At 49.5% G+C, this 25,723-nt stretch carries 23 protein-coding genes; 15 read left to right on the top strand and 8 right to left on the bottom strand.

Annotated elements, in window-relative coordinates; genetic code table 11:
- Positions 1–12 precede the first annotated feature (12 nt).
- From tpiA to DW922_RS07115, 3 genes are all read left to right on the top strand, one after another.
- On the top strand, positions 13–765 hold the full coding sequence (gene tpiA, locus DW922_RS07125) for a triose-phosphate isomerase (protein ID WP_118720210.1): 753 nt from the start codon (positions 13–15) through the stop codon (positions 763–765).
- Positions 766–920: 155 nt separating this feature from the next.
- Positions 921–2,060: a DUF4118 domain-containing protein gene (locus DW922_RS07120; RefSeq protein ID WP_347560277.1), complete on the top strand. Its 1,140-nt coding sequence runs from the start codon at positions 921–923 to the stop codon at positions 2,058–2,060.
- Positions 2,050–2,745, top strand: coding sequence for a response regulator transcription factor (locus DW922_RS07115; RefSeq protein WP_118720212.1), 696 nt, complete (start codon positions 2,050–2,052; stop codon positions 2,743–2,745). The genes DW922_RS07120 and DW922_RS07115 overlap by 11 nt, the downstream gene beginning before the upstream one ends.
- 14 nt (positions 2,746–2,759) lie before the next feature.
- On the opposite strand, the gene DW922_RS07110 is transcribed toward DW922_RS07115, so the two are convergent.
- Positions 2,760–3,623, bottom strand: coding sequence for a hypothetical protein (locus DW922_RS07110; protein ID WP_118726168.1), 864 nt, complete (start codon positions 3,621–3,623; stop codon positions 2,760–2,762).
- A 185-nt stretch (positions 3,624–3,808) separates the two neighbouring features.
- Between DW922_RS07110 and DW922_RS07105 the strand changes: the two genes are divergently transcribed.
- The gene (locus tag DW922_RS07105) at positions 3,809–5,179 is read left to right on the top strand and encodes an MATE family efflux transporter (protein WP_118726167.1); all 1,371 of its coding nucleotides are present in this window, start codon (positions 3,809–3,811) and stop codon (positions 5,177–5,179) included.
- A 93-nt stretch (positions 5,180–5,272) separates the two neighbouring features.
- Here DW922_RS07105 and DW922_RS07100 read toward each other — a convergent pair whose 3' ends face one another.
- On the bottom strand, positions 5,273–6,694 hold the full coding sequence (locus tag DW922_RS07100; RefSeq protein WP_118726166.1) for a polysaccharide deacetylase: 1,422 nt from the start codon (positions 6,692–6,694) through the stop codon (positions 5,273–5,275).
- Between the two features lie 146 nt (positions 6,695–6,840).
- Between DW922_RS07100 and DW922_RS07095 the strand changes: the two genes are divergently transcribed.
- From DW922_RS07095 to DW922_RS07080, 4 genes are all read left to right on the top strand, one after another.
- Positions 6,841–8,055, top strand: coding sequence for a D-alanyl-D-alanine carboxypeptidase family protein (locus tag DW922_RS07095; RefSeq protein WP_118726165.1), 1,215 nt, complete (start codon positions 6,841–6,843; stop codon positions 8,053–8,055).
- Between the two features lie 231 nt (positions 8,056–8,286).
- The gene (locus DW922_RS07090; protein ID WP_118726164.1) at positions 8,287–9,279 is read left to right on the top strand and encodes an ABC transporter substrate-binding protein; all 993 of its coding nucleotides are present in this window, start codon (positions 8,287–8,289) and stop codon (positions 9,277–9,279) included.
- Positions 9,280–9,485: 206 nt separating this feature from the next.
- Positions 9,486–10,307, top strand: a complete 822-nt coding sequence (locus DW922_RS07085) for a Cof-type HAD-IIB family hydrolase (RefSeq protein ID WP_118726163.1) — start codon at positions 9,486–9,488, stop codon at positions 10,305–10,307.
- A 71-nt stretch (positions 10,308–10,378) separates the two neighbouring features.
- Complete coding sequence (locus tag DW922_RS07080; protein ID WP_118720222.1) at positions 10,379–10,690, top strand: YerC/YecD family TrpR-related protein; 312 nt, start codon at positions 10,379–10,381, stop codon at positions 10,688–10,690.
- 30 nt (positions 10,691–10,720) lie between these two features.
- On the opposite strand, the gene DW922_RS07075 is transcribed toward DW922_RS07080, so the two are convergent.
- Entirely contained in the window at positions 10,721–11,344 is a 624-nt protein-coding gene (locus DW922_RS07075) for a DUF1836 domain-containing protein (protein ID WP_118726162.1), read from the bottom strand.
- Positions 11,345–11,521: 177 nt separating this feature from the next.
- Between DW922_RS07075 and DW922_RS07070 the strand changes: the two genes are divergently transcribed.
- The 5 genes from DW922_RS07070 (at position 11,522) to DW922_RS07050 (ending at position 17,222) form a co-directional block, all read left to right on the top strand.
- Positions 11,522–11,902, top strand: a complete 381-nt coding sequence (locus DW922_RS07070) for a RidA family protein (protein WP_118720246.1) — start codon at positions 11,522–11,524, stop codon at positions 11,900–11,902.
- A 181-nt stretch (positions 11,903–12,083) separates the two neighbouring features.
- Positions 12,084–14,573 carry a UvrD-helicase domain-containing protein gene (locus DW922_RS07065; RefSeq protein ID WP_118726161.1) on the top strand — a complete coding sequence of 830 codons (2,490 nt, stop codon included), beginning with the start codon at positions 12,084–12,086 and terminating at the stop codon, positions 14,571–14,573.
- Between the two features lie 216 nt (positions 14,574–14,789).
- Positions 14,790–15,077, top strand: a complete 288-nt coding sequence (locus tag DW922_RS07060; protein WP_118543963.1) for a DUF4366 domain-containing protein — start codon at positions 14,790–14,792, stop codon at positions 15,075–15,077.
- A 195-nt stretch (positions 15,078–15,272) separates the two neighbouring features.
- On the top strand, positions 15,273–16,952 hold the full coding sequence (gene rlmD / locus DW922_RS07055) for a 23S rRNA (uracil(1939)-C(5))-methyltransferase RlmD (RefSeq protein ID WP_118726160.1): 1,680 nt from the start codon (positions 15,273–15,275) through the stop codon (positions 16,950–16,952).
- Between the two features lie 24 nt (positions 16,953–16,976).
- Entirely contained in the window at positions 16,977–17,222 is a 246-nt protein-coding gene (locus DW922_RS07050; protein WP_117484580.1) for a DUF6061 family protein, read from the top strand.
- Between the two features lie 67 nt (positions 17,223–17,289).
- Here DW922_RS07050 and DW922_RS07045 read toward each other — a convergent pair whose 3' ends face one another.
- The 5 genes from DW922_RS07045 to DW922_RS07025 form a co-directional block, all read right to left on the bottom strand.
- Complete coding sequence (locus DW922_RS07045; RefSeq protein ID WP_117515283.1) at positions 17,290–19,515, bottom strand: HAMP domain-containing sensor histidine kinase; 2,226 nt, start codon at positions 19,513–19,515, stop codon at positions 17,290–17,292.
- 2 nt (positions 19,516–19,517) lie between these two features.
- Positions 19,518–20,189, bottom strand: coding sequence for a response regulator transcription factor (locus DW922_RS07040; RefSeq protein ID WP_117515285.1), 672 nt, complete (start codon positions 20,187–20,189; stop codon positions 19,518–19,520).
- Between the two features lie 85 nt (positions 20,190–20,274).
- Complete coding sequence (locus DW922_RS07035; RefSeq protein ID WP_117515287.1) at positions 20,275–21,447, bottom strand: hypothetical protein; 1,173 nt, start codon at positions 21,445–21,447, stop codon at positions 20,275–20,277.
- A gap of 44 nt (positions 21,448–21,491) precedes the next feature.
- Positions 21,492–22,124: a hypothetical protein gene (locus DW922_RS07030; protein WP_021683574.1), complete on the bottom strand. Its 633-nt coding sequence runs from the start codon at positions 22,122–22,124 to the stop codon at positions 21,492–21,494.
- A complete protein-coding gene (locus tag DW922_RS07025; RefSeq protein WP_117552066.1) occupies positions 22,117–23,244 on the bottom strand; it encodes a DUF6076 domain-containing protein in 1,128 nt (375 codons plus the stop codon). The genes DW922_RS07030 and DW922_RS07025 overlap by 8 nt, the downstream gene beginning before the upstream one ends.
- A gap of 223 nt (positions 23,245–23,467) precedes the next feature.
- On the opposite strand from DW922_RS07025, the gene DW922_RS07020 reads away from it, so the two are divergent.
- Together DW922_RS07020 and DW922_RS07015 are read left to right on the top strand one after the other, a co-directional pair.
- A complete protein-coding gene (locus tag DW922_RS07020; protein WP_117552067.1) occupies positions 23,468–24,088 on the top strand; it encodes a CHC2 zinc finger domain-containing protein in 621 nt (206 codons plus the stop codon).
- Entirely contained in the window at positions 24,063–25,454 is a 1,392-nt protein-coding gene (locus DW922_RS07015; protein WP_117552068.1) for a phage/plasmid primase, P4 family, read from the top strand. The genes DW922_RS07020 and DW922_RS07015 overlap by 26 nt, the downstream gene beginning before the upstream one ends.
- Positions 25,455–25,723 lie beyond the last annotated feature (269 nt).

Below are 25,723 nucleotides of genomic sequence, written 5' to 3'. Positions count from 1 at the left end.
GAGGATCCTACAATGTCCAGAAAAAAAATTATCGCAGGCAACTGGAAGATGAACATGACTCCTTCCGAGGCAGTTGCCTTGATCGAAACCTTAAAACCACTTGTAAAGAACGATGAAGTAGATGTTCTGCTTTGTGTTCCGGCTATCGACATTATCCCGGCTATGGAGGCTGCAAAGGGAAGCAACATCCAGATCGGTGCCGAGAATATGTACTTCGAGGAGAAGGGTGCTTACACCGGTGAGATTTCCCCGAATATGTTAGTCGATGCAGGCGTAAAATATGTCATCATCGGCCATTCCGAGAGAAGAGAATACTTTGCAGAGACCAATGAGACCGTAAATAAGAAAGTCTTAAAGGCATTTGAACATGGTATTACCCCAATTATCTGCTGCGGCGAGAGTCTGACCCAGAGAGAGCAGGGAATCACCATTGACTGGATCCGCCAGCAGATCAAGGTTGCATTCTTAAATGTAACTGCAGACCAGGCAAAGACTGCCGTGATCGCTTACGAGCCGATCTGGGCGATCGGTACCGGAAAGGTTGCTACGACTGAGCAGGCGCAGGAAGTATGCGCAGCAATCCGCGCATGCATCGGCGAGATCTACGACGAGGCAACTGCAGCAGCAATCCGTATCCAGTACGGTGGTTCTGTATCTGCGGCAAGCGCACCGGAGCTGTTTGCTCAGGCAGATATCGACGGAGGCCTGGTAGGCGGTGCATCCCTAAAACCGGATTTTGGTGCGATCGTAAACTACAATAAGTAAGAAACCACTGTAAAGGTATTGTTAAGGAATCATCTGGCTAAAGGCGAAAAACTATACACAAAATCATTTTTGTAGTAAAATATGGGGAACGGAAGCTATTTCCGTTCCCTTTTTATTTCATAGGAAATTGGGATTTTTTAGGGGGATTTTTGTGTATGGAGAATGATAAAAAAGAAAACAAAATAAGACGGAAAAAGGCAGAAAAGGAGCATCCGGACATCCGAAAGATGGTCCTTCACAATGTCCTGATCACACTTTTGATCATGGGGATATCGACGATCATCGCGCAGGCGTTTTTTCACTACAGTAAGAATTCGACCAGTGTGGCGATCATTTATGTACTGACGGTTATGCTGGTGGCCCGTTATACGACCGGGTATATTACCGGTATCATTGCATCGGTTTTCGGCGTGTTTTTCGTGAACTATGTGTTTACCTATCCGTATATGAATTTTAACTTTTCCCTGGACGGCTACCCGGTAACGTTTCTTGGCATGCTTCTGGTCTCATCGATCACCAGCACGACGACAACACGTTTCAAGAAACAGAGCCAGCTCTTAAATGAGAGGGAGAAACTGTTGGTGGAGGCAGAAAAGGAGACCATGCGGGCGAATCTTCTGCGTGCGGTGTCACATGACTTAAGAACTCCGCTTACCAGCATCATCGGACTGGCAGACACAGCGTTAAACGACAGCCCGCAGATGACAGAGGAAAAGCGCCGGGAGCTGTTAGAGGGGATACGGGAGGATGCCAACTGGCTTTTAAATATGGTGGAAAACCTGTTATCGGTTACCAGAATCCGTGTGGGTGATACCCACGTGAATACGTCGCCGGAGCCGCTCGAGGAGGTGGTGGCAGAGGCCGTACAGCGATTCCGCAAACGTCTGCCTCAGGGAAAGGTGGATGTCAAGATCCCGGATGAATTTCTCATGGTCCCGATGGATGCAACGCTGATCGAGCAGGTCATCATCAACCTGCTGGAAAATGCGGTTTACCATTCCGGGACAGATGAGCCGATCGAGTTTTATGTGGAAAAAAGAGATGATTGTGTGGCATTCCACATCCGCGATTACGGAAGAGGCATTGACCCGCAGCGTCTGAAGACGATTTTTGACGGAGCCGGGATTGAGCCGAATGCAAGCGGGGATTCCCATAAGGGAATGGGAATCGGTCTTACCATCTGTAAGACCATCATCAATGCCCACAACGGAACCATTGAAGCTGCCAATCGCCTAAAGGGAGCCGAATTTATTTTTACATTACCATTGGAAGAGGAAAAAGAACATGACGAATAAACAGGTAATTCTGATCATTGAAGATGAAAAAAATATTGGAAACTACATTGAGACGATCGTGATATCGAACGGCTATAAAGCGCTGCGTGCCATGAACGGAATGTCGGGTCTTTCCTTATGTACCTCCCATCATCCGGACCTGATCCTGTTAGATCTCGGCCTGCCGGATGTGGACGGGATCGAAGTGTTGGAGCGGGTCCGCGGCTTTTCGGCAGTGCCGGTCATTGTGATCTCCGCAAGAACCCAGGAGGCAGAAAAGGTGCAGGCGCTTGATAAGGGAGCCGACGATTACATAACAAAGCCGTTTGGCTCGGAAGAGCTTCTGGCACGCATCCGCACGGCGCTGCGCCACAGTGCACAGATTGTCAGTGCAGGCCCGAGGGAAACCGTATATTCCCGCGACGGTCTGACGATCGATTTTGACAAGCGTGTCGTGAATCTGAACGGGGAAGATATCCATCTGACACAGATTGAGTACAAGCTGGTTTCCCTGCTGGCCAAAAATGCAGGAAAGGTGCTTACTTATGACTTTATCCTGAAAGAAATATGGGGACCTTATGCAGATACCGATAACCAGATTCTTCGCGTGAATATGGCGAACATCCGGCGGAAGCTTGAATCAAATCCGGCAGAGCCGCACTACATTTTCACGGAGATCGGAGTGGGTTACCGGATGAAGGAATAGCAAACAGCGGCTTTTTAAAAGCCGCTGTTTATGATTTTCCAGTCATCGGATTTGGATTTGCGCGCAATGCTGATGTAGCGGAACGGGTTTCCGTCCCTGCGGTCAAGGTTGGTCAGCACGCGGTAGATGATGATGTTTCCCGGACCATAGTCATCTTCAATTCCGCTGTTGTGATACTGCGGGTCAGAGGAATCTGCCGGGTAGATCTGGTCAACTCCCTCAAAGGAGGTTACTTCTTCGGTGAAATAATACTGGGCCAGTGCTTCGGTGGCGTTTAACTCCTCTTGTGTGAGCGCCTCCAGATAAGAGGTTCCGGTGGCATCTGTCTCGCTCGCATAGGTTCCGGTTCCGGCAACCTGCCCTGCAAATTCGGATGGGATCATGGAAAGAGCATTCCGGTCAGACTCAGAAAGGCTGTAGTAGAAGCTAAGCCATTTTAAGGTGTCTGCGGAAAGCTCTTTCCTTTTTTTGTAGACACCCTGGAATTCTACCGTATCGTCTGCCAGAAATAATTCACAGGTCCCAGCGGCCTCATCGGTTATGACACCGGCAGCCCCGTCTGCGAGAATACAGTAGGAGGCACCCTTACAGTCAAAATTGGCCTCTTCATTGCAGGATGGGGCAGTAGCGTTCGCCGTGACCGACTGGATGGTGCCATCGGTGTGGTCTGGCATGGTGTATACCGTGCGCCCGGCATCGTGGTAGAGGACATTGTTTAACAGAATCATATTGGATGGTTCTTCGGCAGCTTTGCTGTCTGCAGCCTGCTGGGTGGAAAAATCCTGCCCTGTGCTGCTTTTTGGGGCGCCGCACCCGGTCATGGAAGCAGCGGCAGCAGAGAAAAGCAAAAGAACCAGAAGCTTGCGATAAGTTTGCATGATCAATCTCCCAAAAACATAGTGTTGTCATTATAGCAAGGACCGGGAGAAAAAGCTTTAAGATATTTTTAATTTTAGATTACTTCTTGGGAAAACTATGCTATCATGAAAAGATAAAGAATGGTCTGTAAAATGATGAAGAACAGTTTATGAAATGGAAAAGAATGGTTGGGAGGTTTTGGGGGATGACAAAAGAAAAGACAAACGAAAACCGGATTACGGAAGGGATCATCTGGCAGCAGCTTCTGCTGTTTTTCTTTCCAATTCTCTTTGGTACGTTTTTCCAGCAGCTTTACAATGCTGCAGATGCCATGATCGTGGGACGTTTCGTGGGAAAAGAAGCATTATCGGCCGTGGGTGGCTCCACCAGTATGCTGACCCAGCTGATCGTGGGTTTCTTTGTGGGACTTTCCTCCGGCGCTTCGGTGATCGTCTCCCAGTATTACGGGGCAAAACGCCCGGAGATGGTCGGCTATGCCGTTCATACCGCCCTGATGTTCAGCATTCTTTCCGGTATTGTGATCATGGCAGCCGGGATCATTCTGGCTCCGGCTATGCTTGCCGCTATGGGAACGCCGGAGGATGTGCAGGGGCTTTCCGTAATCTATTTAAGAATCTATTTTCTGGGGATCATTGCCAATCTGGTCTACAACATGGGCGCGGCGATCTTGCGTGCGGTCGGGGATTCAAAGCGGCCGCTTTATTTTCTGGCGGCCAGCTGCCTGACGAACATTGCCTTAGACATTCTTCTGGTTGTCGTATGCAGGCTCGGGGTTGTGGGAGCAGCACTGGCAACCATTTTGTCCCAGCTTCTGAGTGCAGTGCTGGTGGCCGTATGTCTCATTCGGACCAGGGACATGCACCGTCTGGTCTTAAAAGAATTGCGGCTGGACGGGCGGATGCTGAGGCGCATCATCCGCATAGGACTTCCGGCCGGGATGCAGTCGGTGATGTATGGTCTGTCTAATGTCATTATCCAGGCCGGGATCAATTCGCTGGGAACGAATAGCGTGGCGGCCTGGGCGGCTTACAGCAAGCTGGACTCTGTCTTCTGGATGATGATCAATGCCTTTGGTATTTCCGTGACAACCTTTGTGGGGCAGAATTATGGTGCCGGGAAAATGGAACGGGTACACCGGGGCGTGCGGACCTGTATGGCCATGACGGTTGTGGCATCCCTGGGTATGTCCGTGCTGATCTACCGGTTTGGGGTGTATGGATATGAGCTGTTTACCACAGACCAGGATGTGATCACCATCGGTATTGCCATGATGCGTTATCTGGCACCGATGTATGTGGAATATGTGGCGATCGAGATCCTTTCCGGCGCATTGCGCGGGGTGGGAGACTGCTGGTGGCCGATGGTCATCTGTCTGTTAGGAGTCTGTGTGCTCCGTGTAAGCTGGATTCTGATCGCTGTTCCGCTCAAGCGCGATATGTACACGATCATGTTCAGTTATCCGTTGACCTGGATCACCACGACCATTCTGTTTATCATTTACTATCTGTTTTTCGGAAAGCTGAAGCTGTCAAAGGCTAAAGAAGCAAAAAATTGAAGTTTCCAAAATGAAAGCTGAAAAAAGCTGCAGATGACGGATTCATCTGCAGCTTTTTATGTCTGGCTGAAACTATGATAAGTAGTGCCTGGGTCACATCTCCGGCACGGGGGTTGGCCTTGATCTGTCGAAGACATCCTCAGCCCGGAACAGGTCATCAAGCTTTCGCGGGCGTCCCTCTGCTTCTGCGGTGATGTCCTTCCACATCCGGTAGCCGTCCAGGTTCCGGCGTCCCTGGCGCAGGTAATCGTCGCCAAGCTGTACCCAGTACTGGCTGGAGTCGACATTGCAGAAATAGCGGAAGCCTGCATTATAAAGATAGCGGAAGCGCTCGTTGTCCATGCTGTACGGATGCCAGTCACCGACATCGGCCCCGAATGGGAACAGGATGATATCGGTAGGGCCGATGAGGGATTCTACTTCGGATTCCCATTTATCCGTGTCAGACTGGAAACGGTCCCACTCTACTGTGCCAAGGTCTAAATGGCCCCAGCTGTGGGAGGCAAGCTCCCAGCCGTTGTCCCGCAGGCACTGTGCCACTTCGGAAGCAGCCTGGCGGTCCTGCTCGTAGGTTTCAGAGCCGGCATAGGAGGAGGCAGTGCGATAACCGAGGATGCCCTCGTATCCGGTAAAGGCTAAGACAGCACGCGCTCCTTTATAGGAAAAGTCAGGATGACGCTCACAGAATTTTTCCAGGATCGGGACCAGATCATAGTCTCCGGTGGAGACCGAGCCGTCATCCATGGTCATTTCGCAGGTTGGTTTGCCATCCTCCCCGATGACGATCCGGTTTGCAAAGCCGTCTCCATCCATATAAGGGTAGTAGCAGAGGTCATCCTGGGACATGACAAACGGAATCTTGCCCGGTGGCAGCATGATATCGCCAGCCTTCATGACGGTGTTTCCGTTTTCATCGGTTGTCTCGTAAGCCATATCGTGAAGTCGCACCAGAACGTAGCCTTTGCTGTACAGGTTGTCCAGGATCTTATTAAATTCATCGATGGTGGTCATGACCTGGTTGTAGCCATCCTGGTCGGCATCGCCGTCGAAGGCCTTGGACGGGTCCGCTACCAGGGTGTGGAAGAATACATGGGTGATCTTGCTGATGGGAGTACGCACCAGGGTGGCCTTGGTGGATTCATATCCAGCAATAGCGGAAACCACCTCCGGGTCGGAAGCGAATTCTTCCGAAGCCTTTAACAGCTCGATCGCAGCATCGTAGTCGTAGCCGGAGGCCAGCAGATAAGCCTGATGCAGCAGGTCTGCAGCAGGGGTATCGGGCATGACAAAGCCATCTCCCTCGGTGGGAGACTCTGCAGTGTCAGGTGCTTCTGTGGAAATGACAATGGAGCCGGTGGTGTCCGGGGCATTGCCAGAGTGATGCTTTCTTAGAAAAAAAACGCCGGCGCCAAGCGCTCCGGCCAGTGCAATGCAGGCTGCCACGGCCAGGAAACGGGGAAGGCGTGAGCGGCGCCGCCTGTGGCTGTAGGACCTGCCGGAATAATATTCATTCATATACAAAACTCCTTAAAGTTACCTCTTATCTTATGGCTCCATCATAGCATAGAACCCAGGAAATAGCCATAGATTACAGTGTAGAAAAGGTGAAAGAAGGGGGAGTTATGTTACGGTTCACGCGAGTGTGCCAGGCAGCAGGATTTATGAAACGGGCAGTGCTGGTATTGTGCACCAGTCTGCTGCTTTACCTGGTGATGCTGCCCGCACTTTCCCAGATGGCCGGGCTGCCGCTTTTGTGCTTTGCAGAGGAAGGGCAGGCAGAGCCGGCAGTGGCTGTGCAGGCGCCCTGTGCGGTTTTGATGGAGGCATCGACCGGAGAAACCATCTATGAGAAAAACGCAGACGAACAGAGAAGTCCGGCCAGTATCACGAAGATCATGACACTGATCCTGATCTTTGATGCCATTGACGAAGGAAAGATCCGTCTGAGTGATGAGGTGGTCACCAGTGCCCACGCAAAATCTATGGGAGGCTCCCAGGTGTTTTTAGAGGAGGGCGAGGTGCAGACGGTAGAAACCCTGATCAAGTGCATCGTTATTGCGTCTGGCAATGATGCATCCGTGGCGATGGCGGAGTACATAGCTGGTTCCGAGGAGGCCTTTGTCCAGAGCATGAACGAGCGTGCCAGGGGCCTCGGCATGACAGGGACGCACTTTGTGGATTGCTGCGGCCTGACTGAGTCACCACAGCACCTGACCACGGCCCGGGATATTGCGCTCATGTCGCGGGAGCTGATCACGAAATACCCGCAGATCCATACCTATTCTACGATCTGGATGGAAAATATCACACATGTCACAAAGCAGGGGACCAAGGAGTTTGGCCTTTCCAACACCAACAAGCTGTTAAAGATGGCAACCAATTTCAAGGTGACAGGCCTTAAGACAGGTTCCACCTCCCTGGCGAAATACTGTCTGTCAGCAACGGCGGAGAAGGACGGGGTCCGTCTGATCGCAGTGATCATGGCAGCTCCCGACTACAAGGCACGCTTTGCGGATGCAAAGGCGCTTCTGGATTACGGGTATGCAAATTGCCGCCTGTATGAAGACAAGGAAATGCCGGAGCTTCCCGCGCTGGAGGTGACAGATGGCGTGACATCCTCTGTTCCACTGAAATATGCCGGGGGATTTTCTTATCTGAGCCTGAGCGGGGATGATTTTTCAGCGGTCGAAAAGAAGCTGATGCTTCCGGAAGCCCTGACTGCACCGGTAAATGCAGATGAGAAGGCCGGGGTTTTGCGCTACGAGTTAAATGGAACGGTGCTCGGAGAGGTGGATATTTTAACGGATGGAAGTGTAGAAAAGGCTGGTTTTCTGGATTATCTGGGAAAGGTGGCTTCCTGCTTTTTTATTTCATAGCAGAAGATTGTGGGAAGTGGTCAAGGCAATTGCGCTCCGGCACCAGAATCAAGGCACAGTCTTTTTGAAAATGATCCTGCAAAAGCTGAACCGGACAGGAAAGCAGCTCATACACTGTAGGTATTAAGAAATGTACTTTTAGCGCATCTTCCTGTAAAAGGATCGGCAGCAAAATGCTCCGAAAGGATGCCATGGAAGTATAGGAAACTGACTGGGAGGACTGTTAGGTTCATGAAAAAGAAGATCAAGTGTCTGTGTGTGGCGGGTCTGGCCTGCGCTGTCTTATGCGGCTGTGCGAAGGAAGCATCCGGACTGACTCCGGTAACCTTGTATGAGGTTGCGCATTCTATTTTTTATGCGCCGCAGTATGCGGCTATTGAGCTGGGCTACTTTGAGGAGGAAGGGCTGGATCTGACACTGGTAAACGGGGCCGGGGCCGATAAGGTCATGACAGCCATGCTGGCCGGTGACGCTGATATCGGCTTTATGGGGTCTGAGGCAAGCATTTATACTTACGCCCAGGGCGCGGAGGATTATGCGGTAAATTTTGCACAGCTGACCCAGCGGGCCGGAAACTTTCTGGTAGGAAGGCAGCCGGATCCGGACTTTAACTGGCAGAAACTAAAAGGCAGCAGGGTTCTGGGTGGCCGTGCCGGTGGCATGCCACAGATGGTATTTGAGTATATCTTAAAGAAAAACGGGATCGATCCCAAAACAGACCTGACGATCGACCAGAGCATTCAGTTTGGACTGACGGCAGCGGCCTTCACCAGTGATCAGTCGGACTATACCGTAGAGTTTGAACCCTTTGCAACGGGACTGGAACTGGAAGGAAACGGGTATGTAGTGGCATCCCTCGGCACAGATTCCGGGTACGTGCCCTACACGGCGTACTGTGCGAAAAAAAGCTATCTGGCCATGCATCCGGAACGCATCCAGAGCTTTACCAATGCGATCCAGAAGGGAATGGATTATGTAAATTCCCATTCAGCAGAAGAAATCGCCAAGGTGATCCAGCCGCAGTTTGCGGAGACACCGCTTGAGAACATCACAAAGATCGTAAAGCGCTACCAGGACCAGGACACCTGGAAGAAGGATCTGGTTTTTGAACAGTCCAACTTTGAACTTTTGGAAAATATTTTAAAGGAAGCGGGAGAACTGGAAAAGCAGGTGCCGTATGAAAAGCTTGTGACCACGGAATTTGCCAAAAAGGCCGTAGAGTAGAAAAGCAGAAAAATAGAAAACGGCACTAGAATATGTAAAGATAGGAATCCGGAAGATGTCCGTGACAAACGGACATCTTCGTGGTATGATATCCAAAGAAAGCAGCTGCTGTTTGTGCAATGCGGGAACAGTAACGTTTGCGCAACGCCCGAAACGTAACGCAGGTGCAGGAATGTGCCAAGGCACATTTTGGGAGGACATGATACATGAATTATAAAATGATCGTTCTGGATCTGGACGGGACCCTGACCAACAGGGACAAGATCATCACTCCGAGAACCAAACAAAGTCTCATGGAGGCACAGAAGCGCGGACTGAAGGTGGTCCTGGCATCTGGACGTCCAACTTACGGGGTCATGCCGCTGGCGGAGGAGCTGGAGCTGGAAACCTACGAGGGGTATATCTTATCTTTTAATGGCGGCATCATCATGAACTGCCGTACGAAGGAGATCCTTCTGAAAAAAAAGCTTCCGGTGGAGGCAAACCGGCGTATTCTGGAGCTGGCACGAAAGGAGCAGGTCGATGTCCTGACTTATGAGGGCGCCCACATTCTTACCAATAATCCGGACAATCCCTATGCAAAGATTGAGTCTGGGATTAACCATCTGAAATTAAAAAAGGTAGAAGACCTGGACAGCTATCTGGACTTCCCGGTTCCGAAATTCCTTATGCTGGACGACGGGGATTATCTTGCACTCGTTGAGGCCAGAGTCAAGGCTGCACTCGGAAAAAATTTCAGCGTATACCGCTCGGAGCCCTATTTCCTTGAAATCCTTCCGAAGGGGATCGATAAAGCACAGTGTCTGGCCCAGCTCTTAAAGCTATTATCCATTGACCGGGAAGAAATGATCGCCTGCGGAGATGGCTTTAACGATCTGTCCATGATCGAGTACGCAGGCCTTGGCGTGGCCATGGAAAATGCGGTCCGTCCAGTACGGAATGCAGCAGACTATGTGACATTGTCGAACAACGATGATGGTGTGGCCCATGTCGTTGAAAAGTTTTTTCTGCAGAACTATGGACTTTAAAAATTTAGTGTGGTAAACTGGTAAAAGTTAGAACTGCAGAACGAAGTATTTTCAGGAAGGGATTGTATTCAATGAATAAGAAGATTAAGACGGAGGCAGTAGACCATCTGTTTGAAGCAATTTTGACATTAAAGACTCCGGAAGAGTGCTATATATTCTTTGAAGATGTATGTACGGTCAACGAACTGTTATCCTTGTCCCAGCGCTACGAGGTAGCAAAAATGCTGCGGGAAAAGAAAACATATCTGGAGATCGCAGATAAGACCGGAGCATCTACTGCAACCATCAGCCGTGTAAACCGCTCCTTAAATTATGGAAACGACGGCTACGACATGGTGTTTGAACGGATTGCCCAGAACCAGGAGACAAAAGAAAACGAATAGGAAGAATGAAAAAGTGATGCTTTGGCGGCATCACTTTTTTGCTTTCTTTGCTTTCGGGTCCAGCGGCATTTCCTCACGGAGCTGGTCGATCAGCATTTCGATCATATGCTTTTTCAGGTAGACATCGAAGGAAAGCTCGCTGATAAAGGAAAACAACTGCAGGTATTCCTGATCTTCCCCTTCGATATCAGTGAAGGTCTGGCGGCTGTCCTCAAACTTTGCACGGATATCGTCTTTTAAATGTTCCATCTGGAGAGCTTCCCGGGAGAACACCTCTTCATAAATATCGCTGAGGGTCAGGCTATCGGCTGTATTGAAGTGCTGCTCCGTGACCGGACGGAACAGCTGCTCAATGTCGCTGATGGAGAGCAGGCTTTTATAATAGTAGATAAACAAAAGCAGCAGGATATGCTCCTTGCTGTATTTTTTGCGGAGCGGGGCAGGCAGCAGGCGGTTCTTTGCGTAATTGTTGATCATGGTCTTGGTGAGCGCCTTGTCTTCCGGGTTTCGTTTGGTCTTTTTTAAATGTTCTTCCATGAAGGAAGTGACCTGGTCCATATATAAGTCCACTTCCGGGATTTTTTCTGTTTTGATATACGAGATGGAGTCGAGCCAGCTTAGAATATCGGATAGTCTTTCGGAATTATTTTTCATAATGTCACCTCTTACCCTATTATATAGTATTGAAAACCAGATAGCAAGCGGAAAAGAAAAAACAAAAAGTATTAAATGAAAACAAAAAGTTTTATAAAATTTTTGAAAGTGATTGAATTTTCCACTGGGAATGTCTATAATAAAAATTATAAAGATTGAACAAAGGAGAGATTTCTTATGAAGAAAGTATTAGCAACCAACAATGCTCCAGCTGCGATCGGACCATATTCCCAGGCAATCCATGCAGACAAATTTGTATTCGTTTCCGGCCAGCTTCCAATCGACCCGGCTACCGGCGAGTTTGCAGGCGCAGACATCGCAGCACAGACCAAGCAGTCCTTAACCAACATCAAAAACATTCTCGAGAGCGACGGACTGAGCATGGCCAACGTTGTAAAGACCACGGTCCTTCTGAAAAATATTTCTGACTTCGGCGCTATGAACGAGGTTTATGCTACCTTCTTTGAGGGTGCATGCCCGGCAAGAGCAGCTTTCGAGGTTGCAGCGATCCCGAAGGGAGCACTGGTAGAGATCGAGGCAATCGCATACGCTGAGTAATCCGGCGGAAAAACAGAGTCTGAATGCGAGGCAAAGCGTCATGTCTGTCAGCGGATATGCGTGTATGAACGAAAATACCCGATGAATAAAACAGCAGGTACTGCGAACAAAGGTTTGCGGTACCTGCTGTTTTGTGGTAGAATGGGGTGATCAAAATAGATTTTGAAAGGATAACAGCGCAATGGCAGTTTATGATACCTTAAATGACAGACAGAAGGAGGCAGTGTTTAGCACCGAAGGCCCGCTTTTGGTCCTCGCAGGAGCAGGCTCCGGAAAAACCCGTGTCCTGACACACCGCATCGCGTACCTGATCGAAGAAAAGGATGTGAACCCGTGGAATATCATGGCGATCACCTTTACCAACAAAGCAGCGGGGGAGATGCGCGAGCGTGTGGACAAGCTGGTCGGCTTTGGCTCTGAGAGCATCTGGGTTTCGACGTTTCATTCCTCCTGTGTGCGGATCCTGCGCCGCTTTATCGAGAACCTGGGCTACAGCACAAGCTTTTCCATTTACGATGCGGATGACCAGAAAACGCTGATGAAGCAGATTTTAAAAAAGATGGACTTAGACTCGAAGCAGTTTCGGGACAGAGCCATGCTTTCTGCCATTTCCGGCGCAAAAAATGAGCTGATGAGCCCGGAGGAGTTCCGGCTGAATGCGGAAGGTGACTGGCGGGCAAAGAAGATCGCGGAAATCTACCAGACATATCAGGACGAATTAAAGAAAAACAATGCGCTGGATTTCGATGACCTTATTTTCAAGACCGTGGATCTGTTCCAGACAAATGCCGATGTGCTGGAATATTATCAGGAGCGCTTCCGTTATATCATGGTGGATGAGTACCAGGACACCAACACAGCGCAGTTCCGACTGATCGAGCTTCTGGCCGGAAAATATAAAAACCTCTGCGTGGTGGGCGATGATGACCAGTCCATCTATAAGTTCCGTGGTGCTAACATTAGCAATATCCTGGACTTTGAGAGTGCATTTCCGGGGGCGAAGGTCATCAAGCTGGAGCAGAATTACCGTTCCACCAGCCATATCCTGGATGCAGCCAATGCGGTGATCCGCAATAACCAGGGCCGGAAGGACAAGACCCTCTGGACGGCCAACGGTGAGGGAGAGCCGGTGATCTTCCACCAGTACGAGCAGGCCTACGAAGAGGCCGATGGCATTGTGCGCGACATTTTAAAGGATGGCCGGGATTTTCAGGACTATGCGGTCCTTTACCGGACGAATGCGCAGTCCCGCCTTCTGGAGGAAAAATGTATCGAGCATAACGTGCCGTACCGTCTGGTGGGAGGCGTAAACTTCTACCAGAGAAAAGAGATCAAGGATGTATTATCTTACTTAAAGACGATTGCAAACGGGCGGGATGACCTGGCAGTTCAGCGTATCATCAATGTGCCGAAGAGGGGCATTGGTGCAGCATCGATCGCGAAGATCACAGCATGGGCGTCGGAGCAGGGCATCAGCTTTTACGATGCGTGTGTCCGGGCGGCAGCCGTGCCGGGGCTTGGCAAGGCTGCAGGAAAAGTCGCTGTGTTTACCGGCCAGATCGAGAACTTCCGGGAGGCTCTGACTGAGGACGAGGCCAGCATCAAAGCGCTGATCGGAATGATCCTTTCCGATACCGGTTACCGGGAAGAGCTGGAAGCAGAGGGAGAGGTCGAGTCCCAGACGCGTCTGGAGAACATCGAAGAGCTCATGAATAAGGCAGTCAGCTACAGCGAGGACGCAGAGCATCCGTCTTTAGATGAATTTTTGGAGCAGGTAGCGCTGGTTGCCGATGTCGACCGGATGGACGATTCCGAGAACCGGGTAACGCTTATGACCTTACACAGTGCAAAAGGACTGGAATTTCCGGTGGTATATTTGAGTGGTCTTGAGGATGGGCTTTTCCCAAGCCGCATGGCGGTCACAGCAGATGACCGGACGGAGCTGGAAGAGGAGCGACGCCTCTGCTATGTCGGCATTACCCGTGCAAAGGAACGCCTGGTGATCACGGCATCCCGCATGCGCATGATCAACGGGGAGACCCATTATTCCAAGGTCAGCCGTTTTGTGGAAGAAATCCCGGAGGAGCTCATCCAGATGGAAAAGCTGGAGCCGAGACTGGGGCGCAGCGCAGCGCGGGATGAATTTGACGATGATGATCTTCCGTGGAATAAGAACCAGAGCCGTCTTGGAGTCAGCAAGTTCGGCATGAAATCGAATTCCTATGCATCGCCGACCGCATCGTATGTTTCGGGGACTGGAAGTGGGTATACGGGAATGGGAAGCTTTGGCAGTGCTGCATATGGCGGAGGACAAGGTGGCGTGTCTGCTGGCTTTGGCCGTCAGGGCGGTATGGGCCAGATGGCAGGCCGCGACTTAAGCGGAATCTTCGACCGGAAACCGGCTGGAAAAAGCGCGGCAGGAGCCGCCGGGGCGTTTGCAGGACAGGCAGGAAAGTCCGGCGGACCGGGCTTTGGAAAGGCATTTACCGTGCAGAAGCCGGCATTTCTGGACTATGGAGTGGGCGACCGGGTGCATCATGTGAAATTCGGCGATGGAACCGTTCTGAGTGTCAAGGACGGAGCGAAGGATTTTGAGGTCTCCGTAAACTTTGACACAGCCGGAGTCAAGAAGATGTTCGCTTCCTTCGCAAAGCTTCAGAAGCTTGGGTGAATAGGCAGGGGCTCCCGGCAAGAAAGACCGGAACAGGCGGAAGCCGTTTTGCCTGGCAGGAAAGCGGGAGAAGTGAGGTTCGCGGGAGCGCATAGAATTTATAAATTTGAATAAAATGGGATAGTAAAAAGAGAAAAAGAATGCTATAATCCTAGTAATGGGTCAGCCGGTTTTACAAAAAAGCTGGCTGGAATATGATAGAAAGGACGTGACAGTATGAACCGTTTTGATAACATGAGCAAAGACGCAATGGCACGCGTGGAAGAAATCATGAATTCCACCAAATTAAATGAGTTCTTACACAGAAAAGAGGAAGAGGAGAAAAAGAAAACCTGTATTCTCTGGATTCTTGCAATCATCGGAGTAGTAGCAGCCGTTGCAGCGATCGCATATGGCGTATACCGTTTCTTCACCCCGGATTACCTGGAAGACTTTGAAGATGATTTCGACGACGACTTCGATGATGACTTCTTTGAGGATGAGGACGACACCAAAGAGAAATAATAAAGATCAATCATTTAGCAGAAGAAAAATCAGGCGTGTCTCGCAGACCGGGATGCGCCTTTTCTCTGTTTCATGTACGTTTTGCATGTGTCAGGCAAATCGGCATGAACAGGGCGGGAAGCAATCCGAAACCATTGGGGAAAACAAACTTTTGTCCCCAACATCATAATTTTTAGGAAAAACAGGAGTAAAAACGTGAAAAAGGGAGATATGTTCGAAGCGGTCGTAGAGACCATAGATTTCCCGAACAAGGGAATTTTACATGTAGACGGTGAACGGGTCATTGTCAAGAATGCCATTCCGGGACAGAAGGTGCGGTTTGTCGTAAACAAAAAACGGAAAGGAAAATGCGAGGCACGCCTTCTGGAAGTCCTGGAAAAATCTCCGCTGGAGCGGAGCGGGGGAACCTGTCCGCATTTTGGCATCTGCGGTGGCTGTCTGTACCAGAGTCTTCCCTATGAAGAACAGCTGAAAATCAAAGAAGGTCAGATCAAAGCGCTTTTGGATGAAGTCTGCGATTCCTACGAATTTGAGGGAATCAAGGCAAGCCCGGTTTCTGACGGATACCGCAACAAGATGGAATTTTCCTTTGGAGATGAATATAAGGATGGACCGCTGGCACTCGGCATGCACCGCCGCGGCAGCTTCTATGATATTGTAAATACACCGGAGTGCCAGATCGTGCATGAGGATTTCTGCAAGATTCTGACGGCAACCTTGCATTACTTTACAAAAAAGCATATCAGCTACCATAAAAAGATGCAGCATACCGGTTATCTGCGTCATCTGCTGGTGCGCCGTGCAGTGAAGACCGGTGAGATCCTGGTTGCGCTGGTTACCTCCGGACAGACCGAAAACCTTGGCGTGACCGAAGCGCATACGACTTCGGTAAGCGAAAAGGAGCTTCTTGAGGGCTGGCTTTCCTGCCTGCAGGGGCTGCAGCTTGAGGGAACCTTTGCCGGGATCCTTCACATCCGCAACGACAGCCTTGCCGATGTGGTCCAGAGCGATGAGACAACCATTCTTTACGGTCAGGACTTCTTCTACGAAGAGCTTCTGGGCTTAAAATTCCGCATTACCCCGTTTTCCTTCTTCCAGACCAATTCCCTGGGAGCAGAGGTGCTTTATGAGACGGCACGCAGCTACGTGGGTGAGACGAAGGATAAGGTTGTCTTTGACTTATACAGCGGAACCGGAACCATCGCACAGATCATTGCGCCGGTGGCAGAGAAGGTTGTGGGCGTAGAAATCGTGGAGGAAGCCGTAGAGGCAGCGAAAGAGAACGCCGCCGGAAACGGGCTGGACAATTGCGAGTTTATCGCCGGGGATGTGCTGAAGGTGATCGGAGAGTTAAAGGATAAGCCGGATCTGATCATTTTGGATCCGCCAAGAGATGGCATCCACCCGAAGGCACTAGACAAGATCATCGACTTTGGCGTGGACCGCATGGTCTACATTTCCTGTAAGCCGACCAGCTTAACCAGAGACCTGGTGGTGCTGCAGGAGCGTGGCTACAAGCTGGAGAAGGCCTGCGCTGTGGACATGTTCCCGGCAACGGCAAACTGTGAGACGGTTGTCTTGCTTTCCAAGGGCGAGGTCGACTCGAAAAAGATTCGGGTTGAGTTCTCTTTGGAAGATATGGATATGTCAGAGTTCCAAGATGGAGCTACCTATCCGCAGATCAAGGAGTATGTGTTGGAGCATACCGGGTTAAAGGTGTCCAACCTCTATATCTCACAGATTAAGCGGAAATGCGGGATTGAGGTAGGCAAAAACTATAATCTGCCGAAATCCGAGGATTCCAGACAGCCCCAGTGTCCACCAGAAAAAGAGAAAGCAATCCGAGAAGCATTCAAATATTTTGGGATGATCTAACATCCCGCAGAATGGAGGTTTCTTATGGATAGATTGATTTCTTGTGAGTTCAACATGGATAACGCCTGTGTGGAGCTGAAATTTGCAGATGGCAGCATGATTGCGATTGACACGATTGCCGTGGAGAATGAGGTTGCCGATAATATGTATCAGCGGTCGGAGCTGGACTGGCTAATCTACAACAAGCCGCTGGAATATGCACAGCTTGTGTTTGGCGGTGATTTAGAACGGTTTGTGCAAGGCGTATCGGAACATCAGTTGATGGATTGAACTGAATAAACATAGCGCAGCCCACCGGTCAAAATGATCGGTGGGCCGTGTTGTTTCTAACAAGGTTTTAAATTGTAAACTGGAACTCCACACCCGTCTTCGTGTTTCGGACAGAACACTTGCCGCCGTGCAGTTCCACGATATTCTTCGCAATAGCAAGACCAAGCCCCGTGCCGCCTCCGGAGCGGGATTCATCAACTCGATAGAAAGTGTCCCATACTTTAGCCAAAGCTTCTGCGGAAAGAGGCTTGCTGTCATTTTCGATGGAGAATGTGGTTTTACCACGATTGTTCTGAATCCGTACTGTGACACTGCCACCGGCGGGGGTGTACTTGACTGCATTGGTCGCAAAATTCTCAACCACCTGTGCAATTCGATTCTCGTCCGCAACGATGGTGCTTTGCTCCGGGAACTCGTAGCTGATCTGCAGTTCCTTTGCCTCTGCCGCCATTTGGAGTTTCTCGAAGATGGCTTTCGTAAGATCGGCAAGCGAAAACTCATCCCGTGAGAGCTTCACTTTACCCGCTTCAAGTCTGGACAAATCCAGCATCTCCAAAACCATACCGTCCGTTCGCTCGGCTTCCGCAAGGATCACATCCACATACTTATCACGTTTGTCTTCTGCAATGTGTTCCTTCAGTCCCTCTGCATAGCTGTGAATCACCGCCAGCGGAGTCTTCAGTTCATGGGCAATATTAGAGGTCATCTGACGACGGTTTTCCTCAGCTGCTTTTGCATACTCAAGTGCCGTGTTCAAGCGTGTAATCTCGTTTCTTTGCATCCGGCTCTTATCGCTATGCTTGGCGAAACCCTCTTGTAGCAACTTGCTTTCATACCAAGCTTTTGACATTTCCGGATATAGGTAGTTCTTCTCTTCTTCGCTCATCAGCGCTTCTCCAACCGATAGGACAGGTTGGATTAAATGATTTTTTATTATGGAGCGTAATACGAACACAAGTGCCACTGCAATAAGAAGTGTAATTAAGTACACAACGCTCAGTTCGCCAAATGCGGTGCGCCAAGGAGAGCAGTACACGACACTCACGGTATAAAAATGGAGATCAGGCGCTTCTTCTGCATAGGCAGCCTCCCCATAATAGTATGGGTCATAATAGGTTTCTCCATCGAAGCTGTGACAGTAGTTCACACTTGGGATTAAAAGGTCAAGGCCATCGTAGAAAGTCAAATTCTTTGCTCCGGCAGCCAGTTCCGGTCCAAGTTTGGCAACAAGGGAAGCTACATTTTCATAGTCTGTTCCTTTGTACGAAAAAGCAGGAGATATCTCATTATAGCAAACATCAAACCAATCAGAGTAGAATACAACAACGTCCTCACTGGATAAAGCGTCAGAGGCATCTTCGTACATGGTGTTCCATTGAAGATCGTAATCCTCTACGATGCCGGAAACGGTATACTGACCACTTCCCTTTGAATCTAAGGCATGCTGGAATTCGTCCCAATCGATATATTCAATTTTGATGGGTGTGAACTCGACACCATCAAAAGTCCCGGTAAAGCGCATTGCGGCAGCATCGAATGTCAGAACGCTGTTGCTGAGTATCTCCTTACCTTTCTCAGTAAGCATTTCTCTATCAAAGAAAGCACGGGCATTATTCCCGGATCTTTCCTCTCGATTATCCCATTGGTTTTCTGTCAAATACTCGAAGTAAAAGAAATCCGACCAACTACATTCAAGAAGATTTCCTCCTGCATCATAAACAGCAGTAGCAGAATATACCTTGTTGCTGTTTGGCCGCTTTAGAAATTCATCATCTTCACCAACTATAAATCTCGCACCATAAAAAGTATCTGCATGTCCGCCGTCGTCTACCGCCTCCCACCGGCGATTTGCATCGTAGTTCGCATAACTGGAATCAAAACCTTTCCCCAACCAGTGTTCAAAGCTTCGAGTTGCGATGGTAGATGCAAAATCGCGATAGCCATTTAGATATCTTGTGGCGGCATACTCAGCAGTAACGGAGGTCAAGCAGAACATTCCTGCTCCCCAAATTACAAACAATGCGAGGGAAAGTAGGCAAGTAATAGCTGTCAGAGCGGTACGCTGTTTCTTTTTCCTTGCTCTGATTAGACCAACCACGATGATGGCGACAGCCAAAACAACCTTTACAATTCCTTGAAACAGTTTATCCTGTACTAATTCCCAAATAATGCTTTCACCAGAATAATAAGCTACAAGGTCTTTCCCGATTGTTGCATAATTGCGGAAATCAACAATCGCCCAGATTAGGAAAAGAGCTGATGCAATCCGATAGCCTTTGGAGATTTTTTTCATCGTCACCCCTCCAATCTATAACCCGCCTTAATAACGGTCTTGATGCATTCGGCATAGTCGCCAAGTTTTTCTCTCAATCGCTTAATATGGGTATCTACAGCCCGAGATTCGCCCTCGTAGTCGTAACCCCAGCACTTAACCAGAAGTTGCTCACGGCTCATGACAAGGTTTTTATTCTGCATCAGGCAGCGAAGGAGAGCAAACTCCTTCGGCGTCAAAAAGACTTCCTTGCCTCCAGCATAAGCTCTGCCTGCAGTCAGCTCCAGAGTGATCCCGCTGACCTCCATCCGGTCACCGGCAAGGACACTGCGCTGATTACGCTTGATGAGCGCCATAGTTTTTGCATAAAGGACAGACATGGTGAATGGCTTCGTCACATAATCATCTGCACCGAGTTCATAACCCAGCAGTTTGTCCTCCTCGTCGGAAAGGGCTGTGAGGAAAATGATAGGAACATCGTTTGTTCTGCGCACAGCACGGCAGACAGAAAGCCCATCAAGCTCCGGCATCATAATGTCAAGCAAAACTGCGTCAAATTCATTTTCATCAATCAGCTCAAGCGCCTGTATTCCGTTGCTTGCTTCAACAGGCAGTTCTCCCTTGCTGCTGAAATAGTCACACAGGATTTCCCGCAACTTGGCCTCATCTTCTACAATCAAAATCTTACTGTTCATAATACTTTTCCTCCTTTCGCCCTTACTGTACAACACCGATTTGTATTCTCTGTGTCAAAAGAAATGATTTTTAATATTTATAAGCTTATTCAAACGCTACTGTAGTTTCCTTTGGCAGCTTCTCATTCTCGCAGCTCAAAAGGTAGGATATTACCTTGTTGGCAAAGCGGTTTGTTTTCATGGTATCCCAATCGGCAAGTCGGATAATCTCCGCTGTGCCGTTTTCAAAATCCAAGGAAATCTCGCCCCATTCGCCGTCGCAGTCTGCCTGGTATTCGTAGATTGCGGCGGCAATTTTCTTTTTGCGCTTGGTTTTGGACTTCTGTTTCAGCCGGACAGCATGGATTGCGCCCTCGGCAACCAATAATTCCGTCAGCCTGTCCACCGCTTTCCGGTAGGCTCGCTCTGCACCGCTGGCTGTGCTGCCCTCGAACATAACTGCAAGTTCCTCAAAGGTGGGACGACCTTTCCATGAGCCGACACGCCCACAGGTCATGCAGATTGCCAGCCGCTTTTCAAGCAAGGTCTGCTCCCGGTAGTTCAGTTTCTCAAAAGCCCGCTGCACCTTTTCCGCCTGTATGCCGTTCCAGAGAATGTCGGCATAGTTCCAAGTATCATCAAGGGCAACATCTTCGTCGGTTTCCTCGCCGTCCTCGTCTGTCACATAGAAAGGCTGCTGATTGCGGATGCCACGGACAACTTTCAGATATTCTTCCGCAAGGGCAAGATCACAGTTGTACTTCTTGGCAAATTCGCTGACTGCATCCTTGCTGTTATGGTAGAGCCAAGCCATTGACCGCACCATTTTGTAATTGGTCAGGGAGGATACCGACCATTTTTCTTCTCCCATGCGAAAACGTAGCATAGCATCCCGAATGAATGGAAAAATGTATGTAGCATACTTCGCACCCTTGGCAGGATCATAGTCCATCAGCTTTTGGAGCATTTGCTCCCGGCAGGAGAGCTTTATATCTATAAATCGGTCTGTGTCGTACAGATCGCCGCCATCCACACCGAGAAAGTCTTTGATGCGCTTGTTAAGTTGCGGCTCGTAGTGGTGTAGGAAGAATGAGAAATATATCAAATTCTTTTCCTGCAAGGCAGACAGGATATATTCGTTCAGATTGCCCACCGCTGGAGGCTCCGGTTCCAGTTGGAAGATGCGCTCTGCCGCATAAGGAATGATGCCGTCACCGTGCGGATTGACAGCGTGTTTTGGTATGTATCCGGTCATGTCCCATGAAAAATCACTCAGCATAGCGCACCTCCTTTCGGTTCTTTCTCTATCAATATCGACAGTAATTATGCATCGAACTTTTTGTTAGTAGTATTATTTTCGTCGTCCATCATATCGCTTAGCACGGCAAAAGCTTGGCTCAGCGGCACAGCCTTAGAAGTCCAGTTTTTCAAACTAAACAAGTTGGAAGATTCATCAAACACATCAAATTCGTCTGTCCCATCAGTGATTTTCTTCAAGTACAACATTTCTATCAAATACAAAGCTCCCAAGATATTTAGTACATTCTCCTGCTTTGCTTGCTTCAACTGCTCATAGCGGTTGTGCTTGACATCTGTAAATGCTCCCCACCATTGCAACGACTGTGCGGGCTGGGTAATATCCCAATTCATAAACGGTTGTATTTCGATATCGTATTCCTGTACACTGATTTTTTGATTTTTTATATCCGGTGTGTTGGTCAAAATATACTGTGCATAGTCTGCAACCGTTTTTCGATCCGTTGTATTGAAACCGCAAAACTCTTTGAATACAGTATCCAACTCTGCCCCTATGGCTTGAATTAAGAGGGCATATCCGTTAGAAAATGCATCAAAATTGTCCTCATGTAGTTCTACAAACTCTATTGATTCAACAAAACGCTTTTCGAGCATTAAGTAGTATTTCCAATGATTCTGACTAAGTTCTTTTCTATTCATGTTTGTCCCTTTCTTTGTATATTTTTGCACTTGCTTCCTTTTTCAAAGCCGCCTGGTCCATTTCTTTTTCATAAGCTCCCTTGGCATAGGCTACATTGCTCAATGCCCGGAGCATCTTATCTTTTGCCAGCTTTTTCATAACCTCTGCAAGATCAGCGTCCAGAGTACCACGCTTCACATAGCGGTTTATGGTGTTCAGCCGTTTCTCATAAATCTGTTTCACCGGATGATCGTCCGCAAGCTCCCGTTGTTCTCTGCCTTTCAGGTTGCCGATCTGCCGACAGGTGCGGTGCAGCTTGTCCCCCGGTGCATAGCCGCCACAGTATTTGGTGTGCCGTGCGTTGGTGGTCAGAAACCACTTGCCGCAGATTTTGCATTTCTTCGGTGCATGACCAACACACAGGCCCTCAAAGAGATCAGACCGGAACATCCCTACAAAGGATACATAGTGCATCCGCTTGACCAGCTTCGCAACTTTTTCGCCGGGACGGATGACGGATACATACTGAACGGAATTGTTCAGGGTAGACATCCAGGCATTGCCTTCCGTGATGGAAAACTCCGGCGGGAAATAGCTGCCGAACATTTTTGCAAAACCCTCTGCGGTGCGGTCTGCTTCGTTGCCGTCTGTTTTTTCTGCAAAATCAAGCATGGCCGTTTGGTATTCCCCAAGGGAGTATGCCAGATGCCCGAAAACTGCGGTATAGCGTTGGAGCATCATCGCATCGGTAAAGTTCTGGATTTCTTCAAACTGCAAAGAATTGGTTGCGGCTTTTATGGCAAACTCCACATATTTCAGCGTATTGTCCACAGTAAAGACTTTTTCAATCCGTTTTCTGTGCTTTGGTATATCCATATAGGAGAACGGCGGAGTTTCGCTGAGAATATCCAACATCGCCAGAGTAGCTTCCCTTGCAATGGGACAGAGTGCAGAAGCATCCTGTCCGGCGTTTAATGTTCCGAGCAGCAGATTGATGTTCTCGCATTGCTCGTTCATCCTTGAAATGGTATCCGCAGGGACATTCAGCGCATCACAGGCAAGCGTGCCGACAGGAAGTGTTTTTCCCTCATATATAACCGTATCCTGCCAAAAATCCAATGTCATCAGTTCTTGGTTCATGCTTGCCCCTCCTGTCCTGTTTTTCTACTTTCTTGATTGTATCATGCAAATGTAAAGAAATCCATATTCTCTGAAAAGTTGTCCTGTTTTTTGAAACGGGGTTGTCCTCCGATTACCCTGTTTTTTGAAAAATCCGTCATAACCATAATAGAAGGAGCGAAGCACCTGCCAATCACGGCGGCTGCTTCGTGCTTTCCAGAATATTATGAACGGAGGGTTTTCTATGACAATCTATGAAACCATCAAGGCGGCAATCAGCGTCAAGCAAGCCGCCGAACACTACGGGCTGAAAGTGAGCCACAACGGCATGGCTTGCTGCCCGTTCCACAACGACAGGCATCCGAGCTTGAAGCTGAATGAGGACTATTTTTTCTGCTTCGGCTGCGGAGCCAAAGGGGATGTGATCGACCTTGTGGCAAGGCTGTTCAATCTGAGCAGTTATGAAGCAGCGCAAAAGCTGGCTTTGGACTTCGGGCTTGACCCGAAATCGCCCACTGCCGCAGCTATGGTCAAGCCGAAGCGTCCCTATATCCGTCAGTTCCGGGAGGATGAAATGCTGTGCTTCCGGGTGCTGACGGATTATTTGCATCTGTTGGAAGATTGGAAAGTGCGCTATGCTCCCAAGACACCGGAAGATGCTCTGGATGACCGTTTTGTGGAAGCCTGCCAGATGCACTGCCATATCGAATATATGGCAGATGTGCTGACGGTGGGTGATCTGGAAGAACGGGTGGCATTGGTGGACAAGCTGATGCTGGACGGCAAAATTGCTTTTCTGCAAGAGTATACCGCACGAAAGAAAAAGGAGGTGGCGCACCATGGCGAAGAACCGGAAAACGCCTGATATGAACTTGCCCATGTGGTTTGACGGGCAGAACATCAACGAAGCTCTGTTTTGTGAAGAATTTCTGCAAGAGCGCAGGATCATCTTCGCAAACGGAGCTTTTTTCACGCCCGATGGTCGAGTGACGGACGATCTTCCTCTGCGTGGGGAGATTTACGACAAGCTGAAATTCTGTGCCGTGAACAACATCCCCCGGAAGATCACCAACATTCTGGAAGTGCTGAAACTGGAAGCGCAAGTGCCTGACTTTCCACCGGAGCAGGATCGCATCCATGTGTCCAACGGTACGGTGCTGCTGGACGGCACATTTACCAAGGGCAGGCCGACTATCGTGCGAAGCCGTCTGCCGGTTGCCTACAATCCCGATGCTACTGCGCCGGTGATCTGGCTGAACTTTCTGGACGGACTGCTCCATGCGGAGGACATTCCCACCTTGCAGGAGTTCATCGGCTACTGCCTGATTCCCTCCAACAAGGGACAGCGTATGATGGTGATTAAGGGCAATGGCGGCGAGGGCAAATCCCAAATCGGAGCTGTGCTTTCGGCTATCTTTGGCACGAATATGAAAGACGGCAGCATCGGCAAGATTTCTGAAAACCGCTTCGCCCGTGCTGATCTGGAACACATCCTGCTGTGCGTGGATGATGATATGCGGATGGAAGCTCTGCGCCAGACCAACTATGTAAAATCCATCGTGACAGCACAGGGCAAGATGGATTTGGAACGCAAAGGCAAGCAGAGTTATCAGGGCTGGATGTTCGCCCGGCTGCTTGCGTTCAGCAACGGCGATTTGCAAGCTCTTTATGATCGCAGCGATGGTTTTTACCGCAGACAGCTTGTGCTGACCACCAAGGAAAAGCCAGTGGACAGAGCTGACGATCCCGACCTTGCGGAGAAGATGAAAGCCGAATCCGAGGGTATCTTCCTGTGGGCATTTGAAGGCTTGCAGCGGCTTGTTGCCAACAACTTTAAGTTTACGGAGAGTGACCGTATCCGGGAAAACCGGGAAGCGGTCAAACGTGACAACAACAATATCTTTGATTTCATGGATTCCGAGGGATACATCCGGCGTAAAGCGGATGCGTCCATCAGCTCCAAGGATTTCTATGAAATCTATCGGATGTGGTGCGAGGAAAATTCTCTTGCTCCGCTGAAAGTCCGCAGCTTCAGCGACGCCATGATTGCCAATGCCAAGAAATTCAATCTGGAGCATTGCAACAACATCACCAACTCAGCCGGACGGCGGGTGTGGGGATTCATGGGAGTGGAAGCCATTGCACGACCTCATATAAATGGGTTTTACGGAGATTCGCCGTGTACGTACGTACCGGAGGACATTCCGGAGGAATGGCGGCAGGTCGAGTAAATCCCATTGCTGGTATGTATGTACGCAGCAAAAGAGCGTAAAACGCTTGTTATAGAAACAGCACACATCCTCTCGTTCGGGCTGTTTCTATGTCCACAGGCTTTTGAAAAAGTGTCTGTGGACACCGGCTGCAAGAGGAAGTTGACACAGAACAGCTTCATGCAGACGGGCTGACCATGGGAAAAGGCGCAGACATTTTCGCCTTGGTCAGCAGAGGTCACCGCAGTGACCGCATTCCCCCTCGGGAGAGCCCTCGGAGAGCCCACGGC

Origin of the sequence: Clostridium sp. AM42-4, from assembly GCF_003480105.1 — a bacterium.
In the GTDB taxonomy this organism is placed as follows: Bacteria; Bacillota; Clostridia; order Lachnospirales; family Lachnospiraceae; genus Brotaphodocola.
This window is presented reverse-complemented; position numbering and strand designations above follow the sequence as displayed.